This window comes from Moorena sp. SIOASIH, from assembly GCF_010671925.1.
Lineage (GTDB): Bacteria > Cyanobacteriota > Cyanobacteriia > Cyanobacteriales > Coleofasciculaceae > Moorena.
The window spans coordinates 281,974-303,701 of the sequence record NZ_JAAHIH010000007.1 but is presented as its reverse complement, the minus strand read 5'-3'; the positions used below and the strand labels follow the sequence as shown (position 1 = coordinate 303,701).

Annotated in this window: 18 protein-coding genes; 9 read left to right on the top strand and 9 right to left on the bottom strand. The window is 42.7% G+C overall.

The features are described from left to right. Positions 1 to 98 precede the first annotated feature (98 nt). Complete coding sequence (locus tag F6J90_RS37425) at positions 99 to 281, bottom strand: DUF4278 domain-containing protein (RefSeq protein ID WP_070392931.1); 183 nt, start codon at positions 279 to 281, stop codon at positions 99 to 101. 687 nt (positions 282 to 968) lie between these two features. Here F6J90_RS37425 and F6J90_RS37420 point away from each other — a divergent pair. The 3 genes from F6J90_RS37420 (at position 969) to F6J90_RS37410 (ending at position 4,395) form a co-directional block, all read left to right on the top strand. Next, positions 969 to 1,103, top strand: a complete 135-nt coding sequence (locus F6J90_RS37420) for a hypothetical protein (protein WP_293106141.1) — start codon at positions 969 to 971, stop codon at positions 1,101 to 1,103. A 140-nt stretch (positions 1,104 to 1,243) separates the two neighbouring features. Next, positions 1,244 to 3,814 (top strand): HEAT repeat domain-containing protein, encoded by a 2,571-nt coding sequence (locus F6J90_RS37415; protein ID WP_293106139.1) that lies wholly within the window; start codon positions 1,244 to 1,246, stop codon positions 3,812 to 3,814. 416 nt (positions 3,815 to 4,230) lie between these two features. Continuing rightward, positions 4,231 to 4,395, top strand: a complete 165-nt coding sequence (locus F6J90_RS37410) for a hypothetical protein (protein WP_293106136.1) — start codon at positions 4,231 to 4,233, stop codon at positions 4,393 to 4,395. A gap of 161 nt (positions 4,396 to 4,556) precedes the next feature. Here F6J90_RS37410 and F6J90_RS37405 read toward each other — a convergent pair whose 3' ends face one another. Beyond that, a complete protein-coding gene (locus tag F6J90_RS37405; protein WP_293106133.1) occupies positions 4,557 to 4,751 on the bottom strand; it encodes an HAD hydrolase-like protein in 195 nt (64 codons plus the stop codon). A gap of 1,455 nt (positions 4,752 to 6,206) precedes the next feature. Here F6J90_RS37405 and F6J90_RS37400 point away from each other — a divergent pair. Continuing rightward, complete coding sequence (locus tag F6J90_RS37400) at positions 6,207 to 7,001, top strand: PEP-CTERM sorting domain-containing protein (RefSeq protein WP_293106131.1); 795 nt, start codon at positions 6,207 to 6,209, stop codon at positions 6,999 to 7,001. Positions 7,002 to 7,556: 555 nt separating this feature from the next. Here the strand turns inward: F6J90_RS37400 and F6J90_RS37395 are convergent. The 3 genes from F6J90_RS37395 to sufR form a co-directional block, all read right to left on the bottom strand. Then, a complete protein-coding gene (locus tag F6J90_RS37395; protein WP_293106128.1) occupies positions 7,557 to 8,456 on the bottom strand; it encodes a hypothetical protein in 900 nt (299 codons plus the stop codon). A 1,217-nt stretch (positions 8,457 to 9,673) separates the two neighbouring features. Further along, complete coding sequence (locus tag F6J90_RS37390) at positions 9,674 to 9,931, bottom strand: hypothetical protein (protein WP_293106126.1); 258 nt, start codon at positions 9,929 to 9,931, stop codon at positions 9,674 to 9,676. A 362-nt stretch (positions 9,932 to 10,293) separates the two neighbouring features. Then, positions 10,294 to 10,959 carry an iron-sulfur cluster biosynthesis transcriptional regulator SufR gene (gene sufR, locus F6J90_RS37385; protein ID WP_293106123.1) on the bottom strand — a complete coding sequence of 222 codons (666 nt, stop codon included), beginning with the start codon at positions 10,957 to 10,959 and terminating at the stop codon, positions 10,294 to 10,296. Positions 10,960 to 11,350: 391 nt separating this feature from the next. Between sufR and sufB the strand changes: the two genes are divergently transcribed. From sufB to F6J90_RS37365, 4 genes are all read left to right on the top strand, one after another. Further along, entirely contained in the window at positions 11,351 to 12,790 is a 1,440-nt protein-coding gene (sufB, locus tag F6J90_RS37380; protein ID WP_293106121.1) for a Fe-S cluster assembly protein SufB, read from the top strand. Between the two features lie 557 nt (positions 12,791 to 13,347). Beyond that, positions 13,348 to 14,136, top strand: a complete 789-nt coding sequence (gene sufC / locus F6J90_RS37375) for a Fe-S cluster assembly ATPase SufC (protein ID WP_293106118.1) — start codon at positions 13,348 to 13,350, stop codon at positions 14,134 to 14,136. Next, on the top strand, positions 14,136 to 15,485 hold the full coding sequence (gene sufD / locus F6J90_RS37370; RefSeq protein ID WP_293106115.1) for a Fe-S cluster assembly protein SufD: 1,350 nt from the start codon (positions 14,136 to 14,138) through the stop codon (positions 15,483 to 15,485). The genes sufC and sufD overlap by 1 nt, the downstream gene beginning before the upstream one ends. 1 nt (position 15,486) lies before the next feature. Next, positions 15,487 to 16,749 (top strand): SufS family cysteine desulfurase, encoded by a 1,263-nt coding sequence (locus F6J90_RS37365; protein WP_293106113.1) that lies wholly within the window; start codon positions 15,487 to 15,489, stop codon positions 16,747 to 16,749. A 221-nt stretch (positions 16,750 to 16,970) separates the two neighbouring features. On the opposite strand, the gene F6J90_RS37360 is transcribed toward F6J90_RS37365, so the two are convergent. Further along, positions 16,971 to 18,332 (bottom strand): LicD family protein, encoded by a 1,362-nt coding sequence (locus F6J90_RS37360; RefSeq protein ID WP_293106110.1) that lies wholly within the window; start codon positions 18,330 to 18,332, stop codon positions 16,971 to 16,973. A gap of 590 nt (positions 18,333 to 18,922) precedes the next feature. After that, positions 18,923 to 19,195 carry a hypothetical protein gene (locus F6J90_RS37355; RefSeq protein ID WP_293106108.1) on the bottom strand — a complete coding sequence of 91 codons (273 nt, stop codon included), beginning with the start codon at positions 19,193 to 19,195 and terminating at the stop codon, positions 18,923 to 18,925. A 183-nt stretch (positions 19,196 to 19,378) separates the two neighbouring features. Between F6J90_RS37355 and F6J90_RS37350 the strand changes: the two genes are divergently transcribed. Continuing rightward, a complete protein-coding gene (locus F6J90_RS37350; protein ID WP_293106105.1) occupies positions 19,379 to 20,278 on the top strand; it encodes an Rpn family recombination-promoting nuclease/putative transposase in 900 nt (299 codons plus the stop codon). A 139-nt stretch (positions 20,279 to 20,417) separates the two neighbouring features. Here F6J90_RS37350 and F6J90_RS37345 read toward each other — a convergent pair whose 3' ends face one another. Together F6J90_RS37345 and F6J90_RS37340 are read right to left on the bottom strand one after the other, a co-directional pair. Then, positions 20,418 to 20,969: an RICIN domain-containing protein gene (locus tag F6J90_RS37345; protein ID WP_293106102.1), complete on the bottom strand. Its 552-nt coding sequence runs from the start codon at positions 20,967 to 20,969 to the stop codon at positions 20,418 to 20,420. Positions 20,970 to 21,436: 467 nt separating this feature from the next. Then, complete coding sequence (locus F6J90_RS37340) at positions 21,437 to 21,718, bottom strand: site-specific integrase (protein ID WP_293106100.1); 282 nt, start codon at positions 21,716 to 21,718, stop codon at positions 21,437 to 21,439. Positions 21,719 to 21,728: the final 10 nt, after the last annotated feature.

Below are 21,728 nucleotides of genomic sequence, written 5' to 3'. Positions count from 1 at the left end.
CTTGAGTAATATGTGATCAATGTTTACTCAGCCCTGAGGTCTTGACGCACCCAGCACCCAGCACTTTTTGACTCAAACAAAACTAGTGATACTAATAGCTACCCTCTTTTATAGCTAACACCACGATAGGTCATGTTAGCCGATGATTTACGCCAAGGATTATGCTTAATCCGGTGAACTTTCCAGCTATGACCCCGGTAAGTTCCACCAATTTCCCCTTCAGATACTTCTAGGGTAGATGGTTCACTTTGATAACTAACACCTCGGTAAGAAAGTTTCATTGCTCGAATACCTCCGATTGGATTGCTTAATCAGATTACTTAATGGAATTGCTTAATAAGTTGCTTGGCCAAGAATTGCTTAATAAGTTGCTTGGCCAGGTGAGGAATTCTGTCTAAGGGTTAGGCAAGCCTGCCCTAGGTATTACTTTCTTGGATTCTCTACGGCTGATCTACTTCAGGACATCTGAGTTGAGAGCCACTGAGCCGACAGAGACCTCAATGTTTATTCAATTCCAATTTTTATTTCTGTATCTATTTTGACACTTTTTTCCAAAAAAGTCAAATGTTAAGAAAAAAAACCAAATTAGATCCTATCCAGTGATTAAGGTTATAGGCTAAGGAGGTTCTGACCAAGTTTGCTAGCTCCTCGGAAAGCACGGAAGCCCTCAACTACGCCTCTTGTCCCTAATACTCAAGAATTAATACTTAAGTATTAATTCTTGAGTATTAATGCTTAAAACTTAATATTTCTAAAACTTAATATTCCTAAAACTTAATATTTAAAACAGTAAGCTATCAGCCGTCAGTTGTCAGCCGTCAGCCTTTAGCGGATAGCACCTCAAGTAGCAGCATCTGTAGCCCATAGGCTGATAGCTGATAGCTTACCTAAAACTTAATACTTAGGCGCTCCGGACTGGATATAGCACTACCCATGAAGGTCAGGACATTGTCTTGATGCAATAGCGAGTGGGGGAAACCACGCCAGTTGCTCATGGGGGGAACCCCCAAGACCGCACTGGCTCCCCAAGACCGCGCTGCATCGCTCCTAAACTCCGAAACTTAGTCATAGTTGTTTTCTCTCTTCTGACTTCTGACTTCTGACTTGCGCGTAGCGCTATATCAGGGAGTGCGGAATCCTCAAGAGTACCCCCAAGGGTACTTTTATAGCCCTTGAGAGACATAAAACTGGATTTTTGAAGAGATTGCTTGTATCTATACTCACGAAACCTTGGAGAACTTCTATGATTAGGTGCATCAAACAACCCACTTCCTCAGTGCTCAAGGTGTTTTTATTGGGCTGCTCATTGCTACTGCTGCCCTGTAGTCCTGCCTTAGCTCAAGGGTGTACTCAAGCAGAGATTAAGACTAATATCGCCAGATTCAACGATATAAACAATACAACCGCTAAACAAGCTATAGTCCAATGTGGTCCAAAATCTGTCTATTTACTGATTGAAGCCCTGAAGACGGATAAATCTGCTGCAGTTCGGGAGGGAGCTGCTGTTGCTCTGTGGAGTATAGGAGAGGAAGCGGATCAAGCTGTCCCTTGGTTGATTAAAGCCCTAAGGAACGATGAGTCAGCGGCAGTTCGTGCCAAAGCCGCTTCTGCTCTGGGATTGATGGGAGAAGCATCTTATGAAGCTATCCCTGATCTGATTGATGCACTTAAGGATAAATCTGCTGAAGTTCGGGCCAATGGTGCTTATGCCTTAGGGAACTTGGGAAAGAAAACCAATGAGGTTGTACCTGAGCTCATTGAAGTCTTGAGGAAGGATCAATCTGCTGAGGTTCGTACTAACGCTGCTTATGCCCTAGGGAATAAAAAAGAATCAGCCAAGTCAGCTGTACCTTACCTGATTGAAGCGCTAAAGGATGAAACATTCTCGGTTCGCAGGACTAGCGTCAATGCTCTAGAGCAGATTGCCGAGAAAACTAAAGATGTTGCTTCCCAGCTCATTGAGCAACTCAGAAACGATAAATCTATTCTGATCCGGATTTACGCTACCGAGGTACTAGGGGAAATTGGAGAGCCAGCTAAGGATGCTCTGCCTCTATTAATTGAGTTGCTTGAGGATAACTCAGTTTATGTTCGCTATTATGCCGCCTCTGCTCTAGGAAAGATGGGAACGGAAGGGATTCAGGCTGTCCCTCTCCTAATAGATGTCTTTTTCAAAGATGAATCTATAGATGTTCGCTATTCCGCCCTCTCTGCCGTTGTCGAAATTTCTTCTAAGGTTGGAAAACAGAGGAAGCAGCTCACCAAAGTGCAATTGGAACAATCCATACTGGAATTTGAAACAGTTATTCAAAGGCTAGAGCAAGACACGGAGAAAATTTTCCAGGATAGATGGATCGAAACCGTGCGTGGTGGTCTTGATAATCTCCAGCAAGAACAGGATTCTCGTAGTTATCAGAAAATTTTTAGCCAAGGGGTGATTATCTGGCTAACTCATATGCTGTTTTGGTTTGGACTAATACTGGTTTATCCCAAATCCCCCCAAGTCCAAGCTATCTTCTTTTGGAATCCCTCGGTGCGGAAGTTTTTTGGACTGGGGTACGTAGGCATAGCCCTAACTTGGATTCCCTTTCTACGCTCGAAGTTATTTGCCCCCTTCCAGGAATCCTTGCTGTCAGATGCGGATTTAGAAAACTTTGATGAGCAAGCTTACTTTCCTAACTTGGAAGTCCAGCAGAAGGGAAAAAATATAACGCAACCCATTCAAGAAGCAATACCGGATCTGGAATTACCCATTGTCCTGGAAGGGGAATCAGGATTAGGGAAATCCATGTTTCTACGGTATTTAGTGAAATCATCTAAGCGAATCATTGTCTATTTACCTGCTGAAAAATGCGCTAATGGCGTGATCGAAGCGATTCAAGCAAAACTTCATGGATTCGCCCAAGACTCTGGTTTTTTGCGAGACCTGATTTACAGTGATGCCATTGATATCTGTATTGATGGACTCAATGAAGTCACTCCAGACACACGAGCCAAGATTACCAGTTTTGTGGAAAGTTACTTCAAGGGCAATATTATCATCGGGACCCAATCCATGGAGTGCCAGACCCCCTCTTGCGCTACGACCTATGTACTGCAACCATTGAAACCTAAGCAGATTGAGGAATTTTTACTATCGCGCTATAAAATTCTGCCCCCAGATGCTCCCATCTCGGGTATAAAGTACAAACAAGCCTGCGAAAAGTATATTGACACCGTTTTACATCAGTACCAATCAGAAGAAGAACAGATAGCTGTGCGTCGGATGCTGTCCAACCCTATGGACCTGACCATAGTGGGTCAGATGATAGCCCATGGGCAGAAACCAGACTTGCTGAATTTGCAGCAACAGCAGTACCAAAATATGGCAGAGGAATATGAACAACTCTATCTCAGAAAATTTCCCCTAGAGGCATTTGCTGAGGCAGTTTACCAGATGCGCTTGCAAGATCAGGTAGCTATACCAGCTGACAAATGGTTTGAAGAACTGATTTGCATGGAACGCTACAAAATGGTATTTCCCCGTCTGTTTGTTGATCATGCAGGCAATGATCGAAAAGAATGGTATTTCCGCCACGACAAAATCCAGGACTTTTTCATCGTGCAGACCTTTCTAGGTGAGGGAAATGATTTGCCAAACAAGCATATCAGTGACCCTAGGTTTCGCGGCGTGTACTTCCTCTTGGCAACCCTACTGCCATGGAATGCTGCTTGGCAGTTGCGGGAAACCTTAATTCAATACGCAGCGAATACTAAAGACCATACAGTTAGTGATACTTTTGTTCAACTGTTGTTGTCCCGGCAAGCGGCATGATCTGTTGAAGGTTGAGGGTTGTTGGTAAGAATGCAGAATGAAGAATGAAGAATGAAGAATGAAGAATGGAGAATGAAGAATGAAGAATGGAGAATGGAGAATGAAGAATGAAGAATGAAGAATGAAGAATGGAGAATGAAGAATGGAGAATGGAGAATGAAGAATGAAGAATGAAGAATGAAGAATGAAGAAGGCAGAAGGCAGAATTCTAAATTCTAAATTCTAAATTCTAAATTCTAAATTCTAAATTCTAAATTCTAAATTCTAAATTCTAAATTCTAAATTCTAAATTCTAAATTCTAAATTCTAAATTCTAAATTCTAAATTCTAAGAAGGTTGAAAGTTAGGTGTTAACAGCTACTAGAATTTCCAGGCTAGTGGGACTACTGCTTGACTGACTGACTTGCCTAACTGAGATGTCGGTTAAAGCACAGATACAAAGGTCTGCTTCCTCTAATGCCCTGGCTGGGTGGGTTGTTGCTACTGCGATTGCCCATAGCGCACCCTACGCGATCGCTTTCATGTGGGCAGCTCGTGCAGCTTGGATGCCAACCAGTGCATCCTCAATTACTACACATTAGACCTCTTGCATAAGTCTCATAAACCGTGGGTGTTGACAAGGCAAAAGGAATCCCCCCTAACCCCCCTTAGTAAGGGGGGCAGGCAAAAGGCAAAAGGGATAGATTTTGATTTCATATTTATTTTTGCAAGAGGTCTATTGTTCTGGTGCGACACCCAGAGATTAAGCTGCTTTGAGATAGCCTTCTGGATGGGGTTTATAGTCACTGACATCATCAGTGGTAATCAAAATTTGGGGTATTGGTAAGCCAACATGACGCAATCGATTGGTTGCGATCGCATAATTTCCAGAGGTGACAATTGCCCAAGACTCTAGTGGTAAGGAAGCCACTAATATCAAGTCTGGTTGAATACCCATAATTAAGGGGCCCGGGCGGGGGGCTCACAGGGGTAGGTTTTTTACATTTGGGTCGGGAGTCGGGAATCGGGAGTCGGAACCCACCCCTAACCCCTCCCAGGAGGGGAACGGGAGTCGGGAATCGGAACCCACCCCTAACCCCTCCCAGGAGGGGAAGAGCGGGAAATGGGGAGAATTATCCCGGAAATAATTGTGTATTTTGATACATATTTTTAGGAATTTATACCTAATAAAAGTACATACTCGCCCCTTTGTAAAAAACCTACCCTTGTAAGCGGGCGGGGGGAGGGTGGGAAGTGTGGGGAGATGGGGAGATGGGGAGATGGGGAGATGGGGAGATGGGGGAAATTTTTATTAAGCGATGCAGCGCGGTCTTGGGGGTTTCCCCCATGAGCGACTGCATCAAGACAGGGTAATTATCCCGACATGATATCAAACAAGATAGCATCCCATTGCCATCCTTCCATTCGGTTTCAAGTTGCACCTCAATCGCCAGTATCTAGATTAATTGATTAGCTCACCTTGTGATCAACATTGATATCAATGATTTTGCTTTGACTGTACCAATTAGATATTTTGGGTTTTAGATTTTATTCCTTCGGATTTAATTTTAGCCAAATTCATTAATTATATAGGATTTTTGGATTTGTTTTGTGATAATTACAGCTGTAAAAATCCTTTCAATGCCTCCAGCCATTTTTTGAGTATTATTTTCGAAAATAATTTGCTATTTATTAATTATTTATAAAATAAATAATTAACTATTTATCTAGATTTTGTTAATTATTTAATAATAAAAAATTAGAGTTTTGATGACTAACTTTAATAACCTATTATGGCTATTTAATCGTCACATTTTTACGCAAATCCAAGCAGTGCAACAATCCCAGCTTTCAAGGATAGCGCCAAGCATTTTTACTTTAATTAAATCTATTTAAGCATCACTAACTATCTGAATAGTTTTTCATTAATCTGCTCTATAAACTAGTTGACACTTCTGAATCAACTTGATAGACTAAACAAAAGCAAGCCTCAATAACCCCATGGCCAAGCAATGAATTAACCGCTTCTACCAATTATTGCTGCCACCTATAAGAGGTAAATACTAGGGGTTGTGTAACTAGGGGTTTGTGTAACCAGATTTTTGATAACCAGGGGCAACGTAGTTCTGAAATATTTACCTCTGAAATAATTACCTAGAGAGTATTTTGATCAGGAATTTTTCAGACGCTATCTCTGCCAAAACTATTGCTAAATAGGCAAAGCTCAATGAGTAAATAAGGAAAAAATTACCGTTAGAGCTATGCCAGGGTCAGACTGTCTACTTTTAGTTTAGGAAAAGTGGTACGACTTTGGATGTCATACCCAAACTCTAGGTTGATTTTACACCAAAACGTTTTTCAGGGTCATCAATCCTATCTTTACTGTAAATACCCTGAAGGAGTAAGAAATCCCATGTCTACTTCGAGTGCTTTTAACAAGCTCTCCATGGCTACAGGAGCGGCATTTGTGGCTCTAAGTTTTACTGCAATTCAAGCAGGTTCTGCCCAAGCTGCTATTCTCGACTTTGACGAGCCTGGTCTCTCGCCGGGTCAGAAAGTTACCAACCAGGAAGTTCAAGGCGTAAGACTCGGCGTGTTTGATCAGGGGACTACTGGCGGACAGCCCCGTGACCTGATGATCTATAACAGCGCTTGCGGTGGTGCTGCCAGTCATTGTACAGGAGAGGACGATGATTTGTTCAAGCCCAGATTGGGCAACACCCTAATCATCAGTGAGGATAACGACTCCAGCGATCCAGACGACTCTGCCTTTGGTGGCACGTTTACCTTTGACTTTGGTCAGTCGGTTTTTCTTGATGAACTCACACTTCTCGACATCGAAGAATCTGACCCGGTAAGGGTTACAACCTTTTCCGAGAGCGGGAATCAGGAGTTTAACTTTTTCGGCAGAGGTAATAATCTGATTAGCTCATTCAGTGGCTTTGGTAACGATCGAGTCAACAGGTTAAATGTTACCGTGGTTAACAGTGCAGCTGTGAGTGCAGTCAGCTATAACCGTTTTCAAAGTCCTCCCGATTTTGAAACTCCTCCCTATTTTGAAACTCCTCCCTATTTTGAAACTCCTCCCAATGTTCCAGGTGCTCCCGAACCCCTAACTGTTTTTGGCTCAGTTACGGCTCTGGGATTTGGTGGCTGGCTCAAGAAGAAGCATGCCAGAAAGGATAACAAAGCAACTCCAAAGGCATAAAAGTATAAAGGATGAATACTTCATCCTTTATACTTCATCCTGAAGAGATGGTAGTGGTAAAGATGTAGTGGTTTGGCTACAGTCTGGTGAAGGTTTCGGGGGTGACATACTCCCACACTGACTCTTTGAGTTCAGTGTGGGCTTCTTACCAACTCCACCCAACGGTTCGGATACTCGGTAAGCTTTATTAACGACACGGGATGCCCCTCCGCGCCGGAACAATACAATAAGTTGTATTTTTGATTAGTAGGTGGCGGTTAGCTCTTAATTTGTCTTCCCTACTATTTTTAGTATAACGTTTTTCAGGCTGTTTATCAGAGTTCCTGTCCGCGATTCATCCCTGGAGACGAAACCTTAGGATAGTGGAGCCTTAATCAAAAAGTTTTAACCCAAAACGCATAACCGACTAACCATAAAGGCTCCACTATCCTTACGGTAACTTTAAACACTCATGCTGCGCATGTTCGTTGTGGGGCATAAGAGCGGAGGAAGCTAAAATCACGAATTGTGTACCACTACCAAAGGATGAAGTATTCATACTTCATCCTTCATACTTCAGAGATTAGTAGACCTATGCTGCTGATAAAAGCCGAGTACTCTCTGGACATAGTCAGCAGTTGCGCCACTGTTGCAGCCAGAGGGTTTTCCTGTCATCCACCAACAGGCGGTACGGCGAACAGCAATCATTTCATTGTTGCCACTATCTCTAAGTTCAATCTCTAGTTCCCGTCTGATGATACAAGCCACAACACTGCGTGCTGTGGTCGGGTCGGCTTCAAATTGTGCAGGTGTCATTGCCTGTCCTGCACATTGGGATGTCCAGCTCGGGATAATGGCCGGTAAAACTTGCCAGTCGCTGTACATGCCATCATTCCGGCTATTGGGTGGTGCCGAAAGCCGCAGTGCTTCTACAAGAGCATTGACTTGCGGATCAAGAGCATTGACTTGCGGATCAAGAGTGTTGACTTGCTGATCCTCTACTTGTGCGAATACTGGTGTGGAGCTATGGGGCTGCTGATAAAAGCCGAGTACTCTCTGGACATAGTCAGCAGTTGCGCCACTGTTGCAGCCAGAGGGTTTGCCTGTCATCCACCAACAGGCGGTACGGCGAACAGCAATCATTTCATTGTTGCCACTATCTCTAAATTCAATCTCTAGTTCCCGTCTGATGATACAAGCCACAACACTGCGTGCTGTGGTCGGGTCGGCTTCAAATTGTGCAGGTGTCATTGCCTGTCCTGCACATTGAGATGTCCAGCTCGGGATGATGGCCGGTAAAACTTGCCACTCGCTGTACATGCCATCATTCCGGCTATTGGGTGGTGCCGAAAGCCGCAGTGCTTCTACAAGAGCATTGACTTGCTCATCCTCGACTTGTGCTGATACTGGTATTGCCCACAACCCCACACTCACTATTATTCCTGTCAAGAGCAGATTTTGAAATTTATTGATCACTTTATTGATTACATATAAAGTTATCATTTTCAGATTTATTTTATATCTAAAATTAACTGAACTAGGAATGCCACCGGTCTCGACAGTGATCAGGGAATGATGAAGATGAATGATTAATAATGAATTCCCCCATGCTAGGTGTTAGGGGCTTGTACTCGAAAAACGATTAATGCAAAACTATGTGCTGATAGCGTTTTTATATGAGTTGTAAACACAGGTATGGCAGTAATTTGCTTGGCTGAAATAAGCAAAAGGCAAGAGGGGCAAGAGATCTAGAGTTTTATTGAACAATCAAAAAAGACCTCTTAGGTTTACATCTCATTTGGAAACGCTATATTATGTGCCTAGTCATCGTTCATCATTCCTAAGACATAGTTCCTTGGACTTAAGGAATTTTTGAGAATAATTCGATGATGATGGGGGCTGTGAACAATAGTGCGATATCTAAAATCGTGATGGCTGCGAAGCGAATTTTTTGAGTATTCATGATGCACCGTTTCCTTGAGTATTAACAGCTGACCTAAGAATGCTAGCGGTAACTTAAATCCATTTCATCGGTTTAGATCACGAAAGACTGTGATTTAGGACAATTAATATATGTGATCTTGATCACTAATTTTACCCAACATCCTCTAAAGCGTCATTTATAAAGTAAAGATTAAATCGCTGTAAGGCGCGTGATAGCGTAGACCATTGGTAATTTTTTACTAGTGACAGGACTAAAATTAGCCCCAGAGGCACTATATTAAATAGGTGCGTTAAAAATTATTAACGCACCCAAAAGATTTAATATTTATTTTATAAATAAGCTCTAAATTACTGATTTTTGATCAGGTTTTGTTGGCAATTGTTTGTTAACAGTACTATGGAGCAAACTGTTAAGAAGCAACCGATTATATCAAGTCCAGTGAATCACTTCCAAAATAATCCCTGGATAGTTGGTTATGGAGAATCGTTAACTACCAATTACCAACTACCAACTATCAATTATTAACTAATGATTAGTGAAGCGGACAATATGTAAGTATTCAGCTATCAGCCGTCAGCTATCAGCTATCAGCTTTCAGCTATCAGCGAACAGCGATTAGGGCTACGCGCACGCTACTTGAAGTGCTTTTGAATAAAATAAGCATCTCAAGTAGCGTGGCCTATGGCCAACGGCTGACGGCTGACGGCTGACGACTGAATGCTTACGAAAATATTAGCTGTTTATCGGCTTACCATTTCAAAAATGCTGCTTCTACCCCTTGTTCTCGCCGAATTTTACTGTCCTTCTCAAACCAATCGATGATTTGCTGATGGGTCAACTCTTCCATTGCTACTCCAGTATCTTGTGAAATATGCTTTAACAGTCTGAGGGAGGAAATCGTTAAACGAGTTAAGAATTTTTCTGAGGAAGAGAGCAATGCTTGGTCTACATCAGCGGATTCTTCCGGAGTTAAGAATTGGATTGAGGATTGCTGGGAATCAGCCATAAGGGTTTTCAAGGTTGACTACATAACTTTTAAGCTATCAGCTATCAGCTATCAGCTATCAGCTATCAGCTATCAGCTATCAGCTATCAGCTATCAGCTATCAGCTATCAGCTATCAGCCTATGGGTTAGGTCACAGGCTAGAAGCCTGTGCCACGCAAGCTACTTGAGGTGCTAGCAGGCGTGAGAACTGCACGGGGTCGGATCAGTAAAACGAGCAGGGATATTCAATCAGCCCTACCAGCACCCCCCAGATTGCTTACTACCTCCCGTTGATTAGCTGACGGCACCTCAAGTAGCGTGAGCTTTTAGCTCACGGCTGACGGCTGATCGCTGATACCTTACAGGCTTAGTTATTCCCATGTCACTTATTTAGTCGCCCTTTGATTAAATAACCGCACTGATGCTCTCCATTATTGAGCCAGTGAGTACGTTCCACTGTACAATCTGGCAATACGGCGGCAAACATTTCCAATTCATGACCACAGACACTGGGGTAAGATTCGGCAACGTTGGAAATAGCACAATTGTATTCGGTTAAAATATACTGCTCCCTAACCCCATTATTTAAATTACCTGATTCTAGGGTGTGCCACTCTGCCATATAACCTTCTAGTCTACGCAGTTCTACTAACTTGGCTACTCGCTCTCGCACTGTACCATTCCCGATACACTCCCGGTATTCTTGAGCTTTACGTTGCCATTGCTTTTGTAGAATCGTGCTAGTCTGTTCACGACCCAAGGTTTCTGTCATGGTATCGAGCAGGGAAACGGAAAACTCTCCGTAATGATGGGGAAAGCGATCGCGTCCTTTGTGAGAGAGGTGATAGATATGTTGAGGACGCCCCATACCAATTTGAACAGCTTTGTACTCAATTAGCTCTTCTGCCTCCAATTCTTTGAGATGACGTCGAATAGCTTGGGGGCTAACCCCTATGGCTGTGGCTAACTCCTGGGCTCTTGCTCGATCCTGTTTGAGGAGATATTGTAGGATGTCTCGCTTGGTAGAAGTTTGCTGAGTAGGCATCATGGGCTTAGGAGTTGGGGATTGGGTAACAGGGGAAGGGCACTCAGGCTTCCCTTTGGTGCTTGTCGGTACCGTTATTTCTATTAAATCTAAATTTCCTTGACTTTAACAACATGTTTGTTGTTAATATAACCTACAATAGAGTTAAACAACAAAAACGTTGTTTTAATCCACCCAGTAACCAGATCACATCCCGTGGGCATGAGGAAGCTAGTGACTATAGTTGTAACCGACGAAAAAAGCAAGCCGCTGTCTTGATGCAGTCGCTACCCGCAGTCTACAACCTCTAACCTTCCAACCTGCCAACCTACCCTAGGGCAACGCCAAGGGCGAACAACCCATCACTCTGTTTGTAACTCTATTAAATCCTTAATGATAAGAGAGCACTAAATCGATGACTGCCACTGTCAAGACATTAGTCAACCAGCCCTATAAGTACGGCTTTGTCACAGATATTGAAGCGGATACCATTCCTCGTGGACTCAATGAGGATATTATCCGTCTGATTTCGGCTAAGAAAAACGAACCCGAGTTCATGCTGGAGTTTCGCCTAAAGGCGTATCGACAATGGCAGAAAATGACCGAGCCAACCTGGCCCCATGTCACCTATCCTGCCATTGACTACCAAAAGATTATCTACTACTCAGCACCCAAACAGAAGAAGGAAAAACTCAATAGCCTGGACGAAGTTGACCCAGCTTTACTGGAAACCTTTGATAAATTAGGTATTTCTCTATCTGAGCAAAAGCGGCTGGCTAATGTAGCAGTGGATGCCATCTTTGATAGCGTCTCAATCGCCACTACCTTCAAAGAGAAGCTGGCTGAGTCGGGAGTAATTTTCTGCTCGATATCGGAAGCTTTACAAGAACACCCGGACTTAGTGCGAAAATACCTCGGTAGTGTTGTTCCTGTGGCAGATAATTACTTTGCTGCTCTCAATTCTGCTGTTTTCAGTGATGGTTCCTTTGTCTATATTCCCAAAGGAGTCAAGTGCCCGATGGAACTGTCCACCTATTTCCGGATTAATAATGGAGATACTGGACAGTTCGAGCGTACCCTAATTGTGGCGGAAGAAGGGAGCAATGTTAGTTACCTAGAAGGCTGCACTGCGCCCATGTACGATAGTAACCAGCTGCACGCAGCTGTGGTGGAACTGGTTGCCCTGGACAATGCTGAGATTAAATACTCCACGGTGCAAAACTGGTTCGCTGGGGATAAAAATGGTAAAGGTGGGATTTACAACTTTGTTACCAAGCGGGGATTGTGCAAGGGAGTTAACTCGAAGATTTCCTGGACTCAGGTAGAAACTGGTTCTGCAATTACTTGGAAGTATCCCAGTTGCGTCCTAGTGGGTGACAATTCCATTGGTGAATTCTACTCTGTTGCTCTAACCAACAATCTCCAACAAGCAGACACAGGTACCAAGATGGTACATATCGGTAAAAATACTCGCAGCACCATCATTTCTAAAGGGATTTCTGCTGGTAAGTCCAAAAATAGCTACCGGGGTCTAGTCAAAATTGGTCCGAAGGCAAAGGGGGCGCGGAACTATTCCCAGTGTGATTCCATGTTGATTGGAGATACAGCTGAGGCGAATACCTTTCCCTACATTCAAGTCCAGAACAACATGGGCAAAGTGGAACACGAAGCCTCGACTTCCAAAATCGGTGAAGACCAGCTATTTTTCTTCGCTCAACGAGGGATTTCAGAAGAAGATGCAATCTCCATGATGGTGAGTGGCTTCTGTAAAGATGTCTTCAATGAACTTCCCATGGAATTTGCTGCTGAAGCAGATAAACTTTTAAGCCTGAAGCTCGAAGGCACAGTCGGATAACTAAGGTTAGCAGGTTGAAGGTTAGCAGGTTGAAGGTTGGGAGGTTGAAGGTTGGGAGGTTGAAGGTTGGGAGGTTGAAGGTTGAAGGTTGGGAGGTTGAATGTTGAAGGTTGGGAGGTTGAATGTTGAAGGTTGTTAGCAGGTTGAACGCGCACGCGTGGCCTTTTGGCCAAGGTTTCTAGATTAAGATGTTCAAAGTTAAAGCTGATCAAATTAAACTATTATTCAACCTGATAACCTTCAACCTCAAACCTAAGAGGTTGTCTGAGAAGTCCCATTTGCTACATCCAAGCCCCCTAAATCCCCCAATTTTGGGGGACTTTTAGAAGCAAATGGACTCTTCCCCCAAAGTTGGGGGGCTAGGGGGGCAAAATTCAGTATCAAAAAACTTTTCAGATATCCTCTAATAACGTAAAACCTTAAACCTAAAACCTGATAACATTCAACCTTCAACCTAATAACATTCAACCTGCTAACAACCTGCTAACCTTCAACCTTCAACCTGCTAACCTTCAACCTAACAACACAAGGGATAAAGCATTTATTATAAAGTAGAAATGATTAGTGAAACTAGTGAAATAATATTGTCTGTTCGGGATTTGACGGCAGATGTGGATGGTAACCAGATTCTGAAGGGATTGAATCTAGAAGTTAAAGCCGGGGAAATCCACGCGATTATGGGGCCAAATGGTTCTGGTAAGAGTACTTTGTCTAAGGTATTAGCGGGTCATCCTGCCTATGAAGTAACGGGAGGCGAGGTAAGTTTTTTAGGGCAAAATCTGTTGGAAATGGAGCCGGAGGAACGGTCTTTGGCTGGGGTATTTCTGGCGTTTCAGTATCCGTTGGAAATTCCTGGTGTGAGTAATTTTGATTTCTTGCGGGTGGCTTACAATTCCCATCGCAAGCACAAGGGATTAGAAGAAATTGATACATTTGATTTTGAGGATTTAGTTGAAGAAAAGCTGGAAGTTGTTAAAATGAATCCTAGCTTTCTAGAGCGTAGTCTCAATGAAGGCTTCTCTGGAGGAGAAAAGAAGCGGAATGAAATTCTCCAAATGGCACTTCTAGAACCTAAGCTAGGGATTTTGGATGAAACGGATTCGGGCTTGGATATTGATGCTCTCAAGATTGTGGCTAATGGGGTGAATCAATTGGCAAGTGCCGAGAATGCCATGATTTTGATTACTCACTACCAACGTTTACTGAATTATATCGAGCCGGATTTTGTTCATGTGATGGCAGATGGTCGTATCCTCAGGACTGGTAGCAAGGAGTTAGCTCTAGAGTTGGAATCCCGTGGCTATGACTGGGTGCTAGAAGACGAGACTGCTGAGGTGAGTGTCTGATGACTATGGAAGTTTCTGTAAAACGGGAAGTTTCTTATTTGTCGGCACTGCTAGAGCAATGTCGCCAGGATAATCCAGTTGAGATGGATTGGTTACAAGAGCTAAGTAACCACGCTAGGGGGATTGCTCAGGAGTTGGCGATTCCCACTACTAAAGATGAGGAATGGCGGTTTACGGATTTGTCGCCACTGATGCAGGAGACCTTTGAGGCTGCTGTAGCTGTTGATACAAGCACTTTGGATATTAGTCCGGCAGTTTTGCCAGAGGCGGTTAACAGCCGATTAGTATTTGTCAATGGGATTTATGCCCCTGAGCTATCCTCTGTGGCTGGGTTGCCTGAAGGGGTGTTTGTGGGGAATTTGGCCGAGTTGCCATCAGAGTATCAGAGCCGAATTGCTGATTATTTGGGCAAGCACCAGGGCGTAACCGATGTGTTTACGCTGCTCAATACCGCTGGTTTGACTGATGTGGCGGTGATCTGGTTGCCGAGGAATACTGAGGTGACGGTTCCCATTCATCTGCTGTTTGTTTCCATGGCTGATGGGGTGCCTAGGCTGTTTCAGCCCCGTTGTTTGGTAGTGGCGGAGGCTGGTAGTCAGCTGAGTTTAGTTGAAGAGTATTGGCAAGGCCAAGAGGAAAATAGCGCCCAGGGTGTTTATTTGACCAATTCCGTGACCGAGGTATGGGTTGGAGATAATGCCAGGGTGACTCATATCCGGGTTGATGGGGAAAGTAACCAGGCTTTCCATGTCGGCAAGAGTGCGATCGCACAAGCTCGGAATAGTTTTTATAGTTGCCATGGGGTAGCCTTTGGGGGGAAGTTGTCTCGCCATACTCTCGAAGTGTTTCAGATGGGTGAAGGGACCGAAACGATTCTAAATGGCTTGACGGCGATTAGTGAGCAACAGTTGGCAGATACTCATAGTGCGGTGATGTTGAATCATCCCAATGGGATCAGTAATCAGCTGCAAAAGTGCATTATAGATGGTAGTGCTCATGCGGTGTTTAATGGTAAGGTTTCTGTTCCTCAAGCAGCGCAGTTGACCAATGCAGCTCAGTTGAATCGTAATTTGTTGCTATCGCCGAAGGCTAGAGTTGATACCAAGCCTCAGTTGGAGATTACAGCTGATAATGTGAAATGTTCCCACGGTGCTACAGTCAGTCAGTTGGAAGCGGATGAAGTCTTCTATTTGCAAAGTCGTGGACTAAAGGAAACCGATGCCCGTAACCTTTTGATTGATGCGTTTGTAGCAGAAATACTCAATCAAATTCCCCTAGCTTCTGTTCGTCAAAGACTTTCGGAAACAGTCATAAGTTCAAAACGGGAACGGAATAACGTTCAACAGTAAAATGACCTTAACTCAAGAAAAAACCATTGCTGATCAAGTCCGGGCTGACTTCCCAATTTTGCACCAGGAGGTTAACGGTAAACCGCTGATTTACTTCGATAATGCGGCTACTGCCCAGAAACCGGTAGCAGTACTCGATGCATTGCGCCACTACTACGAAATGGACAATGCTAATGTTCACCGAGGTGTCCATACCCTTAGCACTAGAGCGACAGACGGTTATGAGGGGGCACGGGATAAGGTAGCTAGTTTTGTAAATGCCCAGTCACGACAAGAGATTGTCTTTACCCGCAATGCTTCGGAAGCGATTAACTTAGTGGCTTACAGCTGGGGTTTGGAAAATCTGCGCCAGGGAGATGAAATTATTCTCTCGGTTATGGAACACCACAGCAATCTGGTGCCTTGGCAAATTATTGCTCAGAAAACTGGGGCGGTACTAAAGTATGTGGGATTGACGGAGACTCAGGAGTTTGATTTACAACAGTTCCGACAGCTGATTTCTGAGAAAACCAAGCTGGTAAGTGTGGTTCATGTCTCCAATACTTTGGGATGTATTAATCCAGTAGAGAAAATTATTGCGATCGCACACAACTATGGCGCTATGGTAATGATTGATGCTTGCCAAAGTGTCCCCCATATGCCCATTGATGTCCAAGCTATGAATTGTGATTGGCTAGTGGCATCGGGTCATAAAATGTGTGCTTCCACGGGGATTGGCTTTCTGTATGGGAAACTGGACTTACTCGAAGCCATGCCTCCATTTTTAGGTGGTGGTGAAATGATTGCCGAGGTATTTCTCGATCACTCCACCTATGGGGATTTACCCCATAAATTTGAAGCAGGGACACCAGCCATTGCTCAAGCGATCGCACTTGGTGCTGCAGTAGACTATCTGACTGAGTTGGGTATGGATAATATCCATAGCTATGAAGAAGAATTAACCGCTTATTTGTTTAAGCAGTTGCAAGAAATTCCAGATCTAATCATGTATGGCCCCCAAGCAACAATAGATGGTAAAGGTAGGGCAGCCTTAGCAACATTTAATATTAAAGGATTGGATGCTAGTGATGTGTCTACCCTGTTGGATCAAGACGGTGTAGCAATTCGTTCTGGAAATCATTGTACTCAACCCTTGCACCATCGTTTAGGAGTGACTGGTACAGCACGAGCTAGTTTGTATTTTTATAATACCTTCGAAGAGATTGATCGGTTTATTGTGGCGTTGAAAGAAACAATTGAGTTTTTCAGAAGTGCTATGGAGTGAATAGATAGGGTGGCTGACGGGGCGACAAGCACCCCGTCGGGTACATCTCATTTTCACTGTTTGAAGCAGTGGTGCGTTACGGGACGGACTGTCCCAATACTGGCTACCAATAAAATGAGGGCGAGTCCGTCCCTAACGCACCCTACGCAACTTTTTTACAAATATGAGATGCACCCAACCCCGTCAGCTAGGAGAAACAATTTTTTAAACAAAAGCTATAGTCATTTTTTCAAGATATGATTAACATCATCAATGCTCAAGACATACTTTTCTGGATCATGGGTAGGTTTAAAATAATCGTTTAAATGATGATTCCAAATTATGCATCTTTCCAGACAATCATTTCCGTAAGCCCTTTTAAGATATTCCTCGGCTTTATGGGGAGCATAAACCTCAAAGTCACATAATTTTAATTTTCGCAAAGGGAATATTTCATGATCATCTAGATATGTGTAAAAACAATTTGGAGATGCCCCTTTTCTTTCTTCATATATAAAAATATCAAAATCATCGGCAATTTTATAAAAATGTTTATCGTGTTTTTTCAAATAAAATCCATGTTGATTAAGTATATCTTCTAAAGATAAAAGTCGATTTATATCTGATTGTTTCATCTCAATATCAATATCATCATCCCAAGGTATGAAACCTTGATGTCGAATAGCACCCATTAGGGTGCCATCAATAGCCCAATAATTGATATCATGCTGCCTAAGTAGAGAATCTATAAATTTAAATTGCTGCAAAAGACTTAAATGTATCGCTTTATTTTTTTCAGCAAGAAAAACTACGATGTCTTTAGCTGAAATATTATCACTTGAGGGAGTTGCTAACTGGATAGTTGTTTCATAATTAGCGATCAAGTTTGATAATAGTGGGCTATTTTTGAGAGAATCACCATGATCAGATTCTAAAGGCGCTATATTAGACTGCTCTATGGTTTTGGTTTCATTTGCTACTTGCACGATCTTTGTAGCAAGATGCTCAATTTTTTCCAATTTCTGTAGTGGGATATGGGTAGATAATAAGTACCACCACAGTTCATTATGGAACTCCTCATTCCCTGGATCAAACTTAATCGCCTTAATGTAAAACGCGCTCGCCTCTTCACAATTACCTTGCTGTGCAGCCACATGACCTAAGTTTTGGTAAGCCGCCGACATTTCAGGATTAATCTTAATAGCTTTCCTATAAAATTTTGCAGCTTGATTTGGATTGTGCCTATAACTAAATACTTTACCGATATGATAATAAAAATTCTCTAGATTAGTTGATTCTATTGCTTTGTAATAAGAGGATACAATTGGTTCAACTTCTAAAAACCAAGGGATTTTATATTTTTGTGAGCGCAGGATTATAGCTTTATAATAGTTTTTTTTAGCTTGTTCGACATGCTCTAGTTTTGCGTAAATATCCCCTAAAAAAATATAAGTATAAAGTTCAAAGTAATCTGGATTAGCTCTGATTATTTTTTGGTAAATTGAAAGAAATTCTGAAAATTGTCTTTCTAAAGCTTCAGCAATAGTTTTATGTATAAAGATAATTTGCTGGTTTATCATAGTTAATATTAAGGGCTTTTTCATAATCAAAAATAGCATCATTTAATTGATTATTTATATGATTCAAATAACCTAACTATTAGGTATAACCAACGTAGGTTATCAGCATTGTAAGCAATAGCGGATCTTCCGTACTTGTTATGCTAAATTAAGACTTTGCCAAAGGGAGCAGGGAGCAGGGAGCAGGAGGAAGAGGCAGTATAAAGGAAAAATTTATGGTTAAATAGCCTCATAACCCTTACACAGTCAGTTTTTTGTTTTTTTTTAACTATAAATTTAGCATAGTAGGTACTGAAGAACCGCAATAGCTTTTTGAGAAGTAGCAATTGCTTAATCTGGTTGATTAATCTGAGAATGAACCACTATTAAATGTCTATAAATAAATTGTATAAATAAAGTTTTTTGTTGTCAATAGTAATTTTTGTTTAATTTCTAGCTTCATCAGAGTTAAATTTATATCCTAAATTACTTAAGCAGGTACACAAAATTAATTACACATTTCACAAAACTCAAAACCTGACAATGTAAGGATTACCAAGATTCAGAGTAGGTAATTCATTTTCTGTAGGTGCTTATACCGGTTTTCAATTGGGTGAGCTACAGAGTCCTGAGTTTTAGGGAGCAGGGAGTAGGGAGCAGGGAAGAGGGAAGAGGGAAGAGGGAAGAGGCAAGAGGCAAGAGGCAAGAGGCAAGAGGCAAGAGGAACCCACCCCTAACCCCTCCCAGGAGGGGGAGGCAAGAGGCAAGAGGCAAGAGGCAAGAGGCAAGAGGAACCCACCCCTAACCCCTCCCAGGAGGGGGAGGCAAGAGGCAAGAGGCAAGAGGCAAGAGGCAAGAGGGAAAAGGGAAAAAATCCTGTTTACCTCATAGCTAGCTATGAGAAACACTATAGTCTAGCAATCTATTTAGGAATTGTTATAATTTCTAATCAGAAGTTCCCTACTCCCTACTCCCTACTCCCTGTTCCCTATTTCCCTACTCCCTACTCCCTACTCCCTACTCCCTACTCCCTACTCCCTACTCCCTACTCCCTACTCCCTACTCCCTATCAGCCATAAAAGCATTTTGATATGGTTTTCCCGCTGCCAGATAAATACATTGACCTGCTCACGGATTTCGGGTTTAAACGTGTCTTTGGCACTGAGCCAAACAAGGCACTGCTAATCGACTTCTTGAATACTCTGTTGCCTCCCCATCATCACCTGAAGGATGTCACCTTTAAGAATCCAGAGTTTTTGGGCAATACTTTAGTGGATCGAAGGGCTATTTTTGATATTTATTGTCAGAGCGAGACTGGTGAACGCTTCATTGTAGAAATGCAGAAGGCTAAGCAAAATTTGTTTAAGGATCGGAGTGTCTATTATTCTACTTTCCCCATCCAAGAACAGGCTGAACAGGGATTTTGGAACTATGAGCTCACGGCAGTTTATACGGTTGGCATCCTAGATTTTGTATTTGATGACCACAAGCATGAGTCGGAACTGCTACATGTAGTGGAGTTGAAAAATCAGCACTGTGAGGTGTTCTACGATAAGCTCAAGTTTATTTATGTTGAGCTACCCAAATTCACCAAGTCTCTTGAGCAGCTGGAGTCCCATTTTGACAAGTGGTTATTTTTATTCAAACACCTAGCCCAGCTGAATGAACCCCCATTACCGTTGCAAGAGGATGTGTTTGCCCAGCTATTTGATGTTGCAGAGATTGCCAATTTTTCATCTGCGGAGCAAGCGCTATATCAGGATAGCCTGAAGGTCTACCGGGATATGTACAATGTTACCCAAACCTTGATTGATGAAACCTTGGAACAAGGTATAGAACAAGGTATTAAACAAGGTATAGAACAAGGTAGAGCAGAAGGTAGACAGGAAGAAAAACAGCAGATTGCTAAGCAGATGAAGGCCGCAGGGTTACCCGCTCAGGATATTGCCCAATATACGGGGTTGAGTATGGATGAGATTGATCGGTTGTAGGTTCAAATTGCTTCAATAGCTACAAATTCCTGGGTTTTAGGGAAAAATTATTGCTTAGATAGGCGAACTGAAATACCGATAATCCCCTTACCCGACAATGAAACAGCCCTGCCCGAGAGGGGAATTTCCAGTTCAAGAGTTAGTTAAAATTAGGTATTTGCCAAAATTGTCCTGAATAATTACCACAGTTAGCCATAATCGGTTTATTGTCTTGAGAATCATTAATGATATCTAAACATTTATCACTGCCCGTAAACATGGTTGTGAGGCGATAATATCCAGAAAAATTTGTTGCTTCTATTTGCCAAAATTGTCCTGAATAATTACCACAGTTAGCCATAATCGGTTGATTGTCTTTAGCATCATTAATGATATCTAAACATTTATCACTGCCCGTAAATAGGGTTGTGAGGCGATAATATCCAGACTTGTTTGTTGCTTCTATTTGCCAAAATTGTCCTGAATAATTACCACAGTTAGCCATAATCAGTTGATTGTCTTTAGCATCATTAATGATATCCAAACATTTATCACTGCCCGTAAACATGGTTTTGAGGCGATAATTTGTTTGTCCTTGGGCAAGGGCTGGTAAATTAGTAGTACTGGCAAAAGCAAGCACAAAAAACACAACAGCTATACCAAAAGTCAAAATTGTCTTTATTTTTTTGCTGAACAGGGTGGAATGAGACATTTTTTTAGTTTTAGAGAAAAATTGATCAATAACAATTCACTGTCATAATAGTGTATTTTTGGGTAGAGAGAGATTAAGATTCTATACAATTATTTGAGCTTGCTTTCACTTACTCTTCTGCCTCCACTTCCAAGGCTTCACACTTCCCACCTTACGCACCCCCAACAGCGATACATGAATGGATGGCGTACTGCACTCACCAGTTGCTTCCGCTTTAATTCCTTGTTCTCGGTCATAGCTCCTATTCAGAAGCAGGTAGGGGAGGCTTTTAAAAAATTCATCTTGATAGTGTACTCAGGTTAACAACATGATCTTGGGTATGTCACCGACACACGACCCAGTTCTTTTTCCAGGACTCGACCCTGTTTTATGGCAAAGATTCCATCAACGGAACTAGTACCAATGATCGTCTGCGTAGATGGGGGGACTGAAGTACCAATAACGCCCATTTTTGGAAGTAACATCACTTAGTGTTTCCGCAGATCTTCTAGTACCGGGATAGTCCGGGTGGCAAGCTTACCTTTTGTGTTCCCCTTCCGAAACAGGACAACGGGACGCACGGAACCAAAGCGATCGTAAACATCCCTTATTCTTAATGTCACCGCTTCATTAACCCGACAGGCAGTGTACAGCATGACAGCAAACAGTGCCCGGTCTCGTGGCGGGTTAAGGGTTGCCCCTTCGTTAAACAAGAGCTGGATTTCCTCTGCGGTTAAAATCTTTGCCTGGCCATGGCGGTCTATTTTCATACCCCACGCC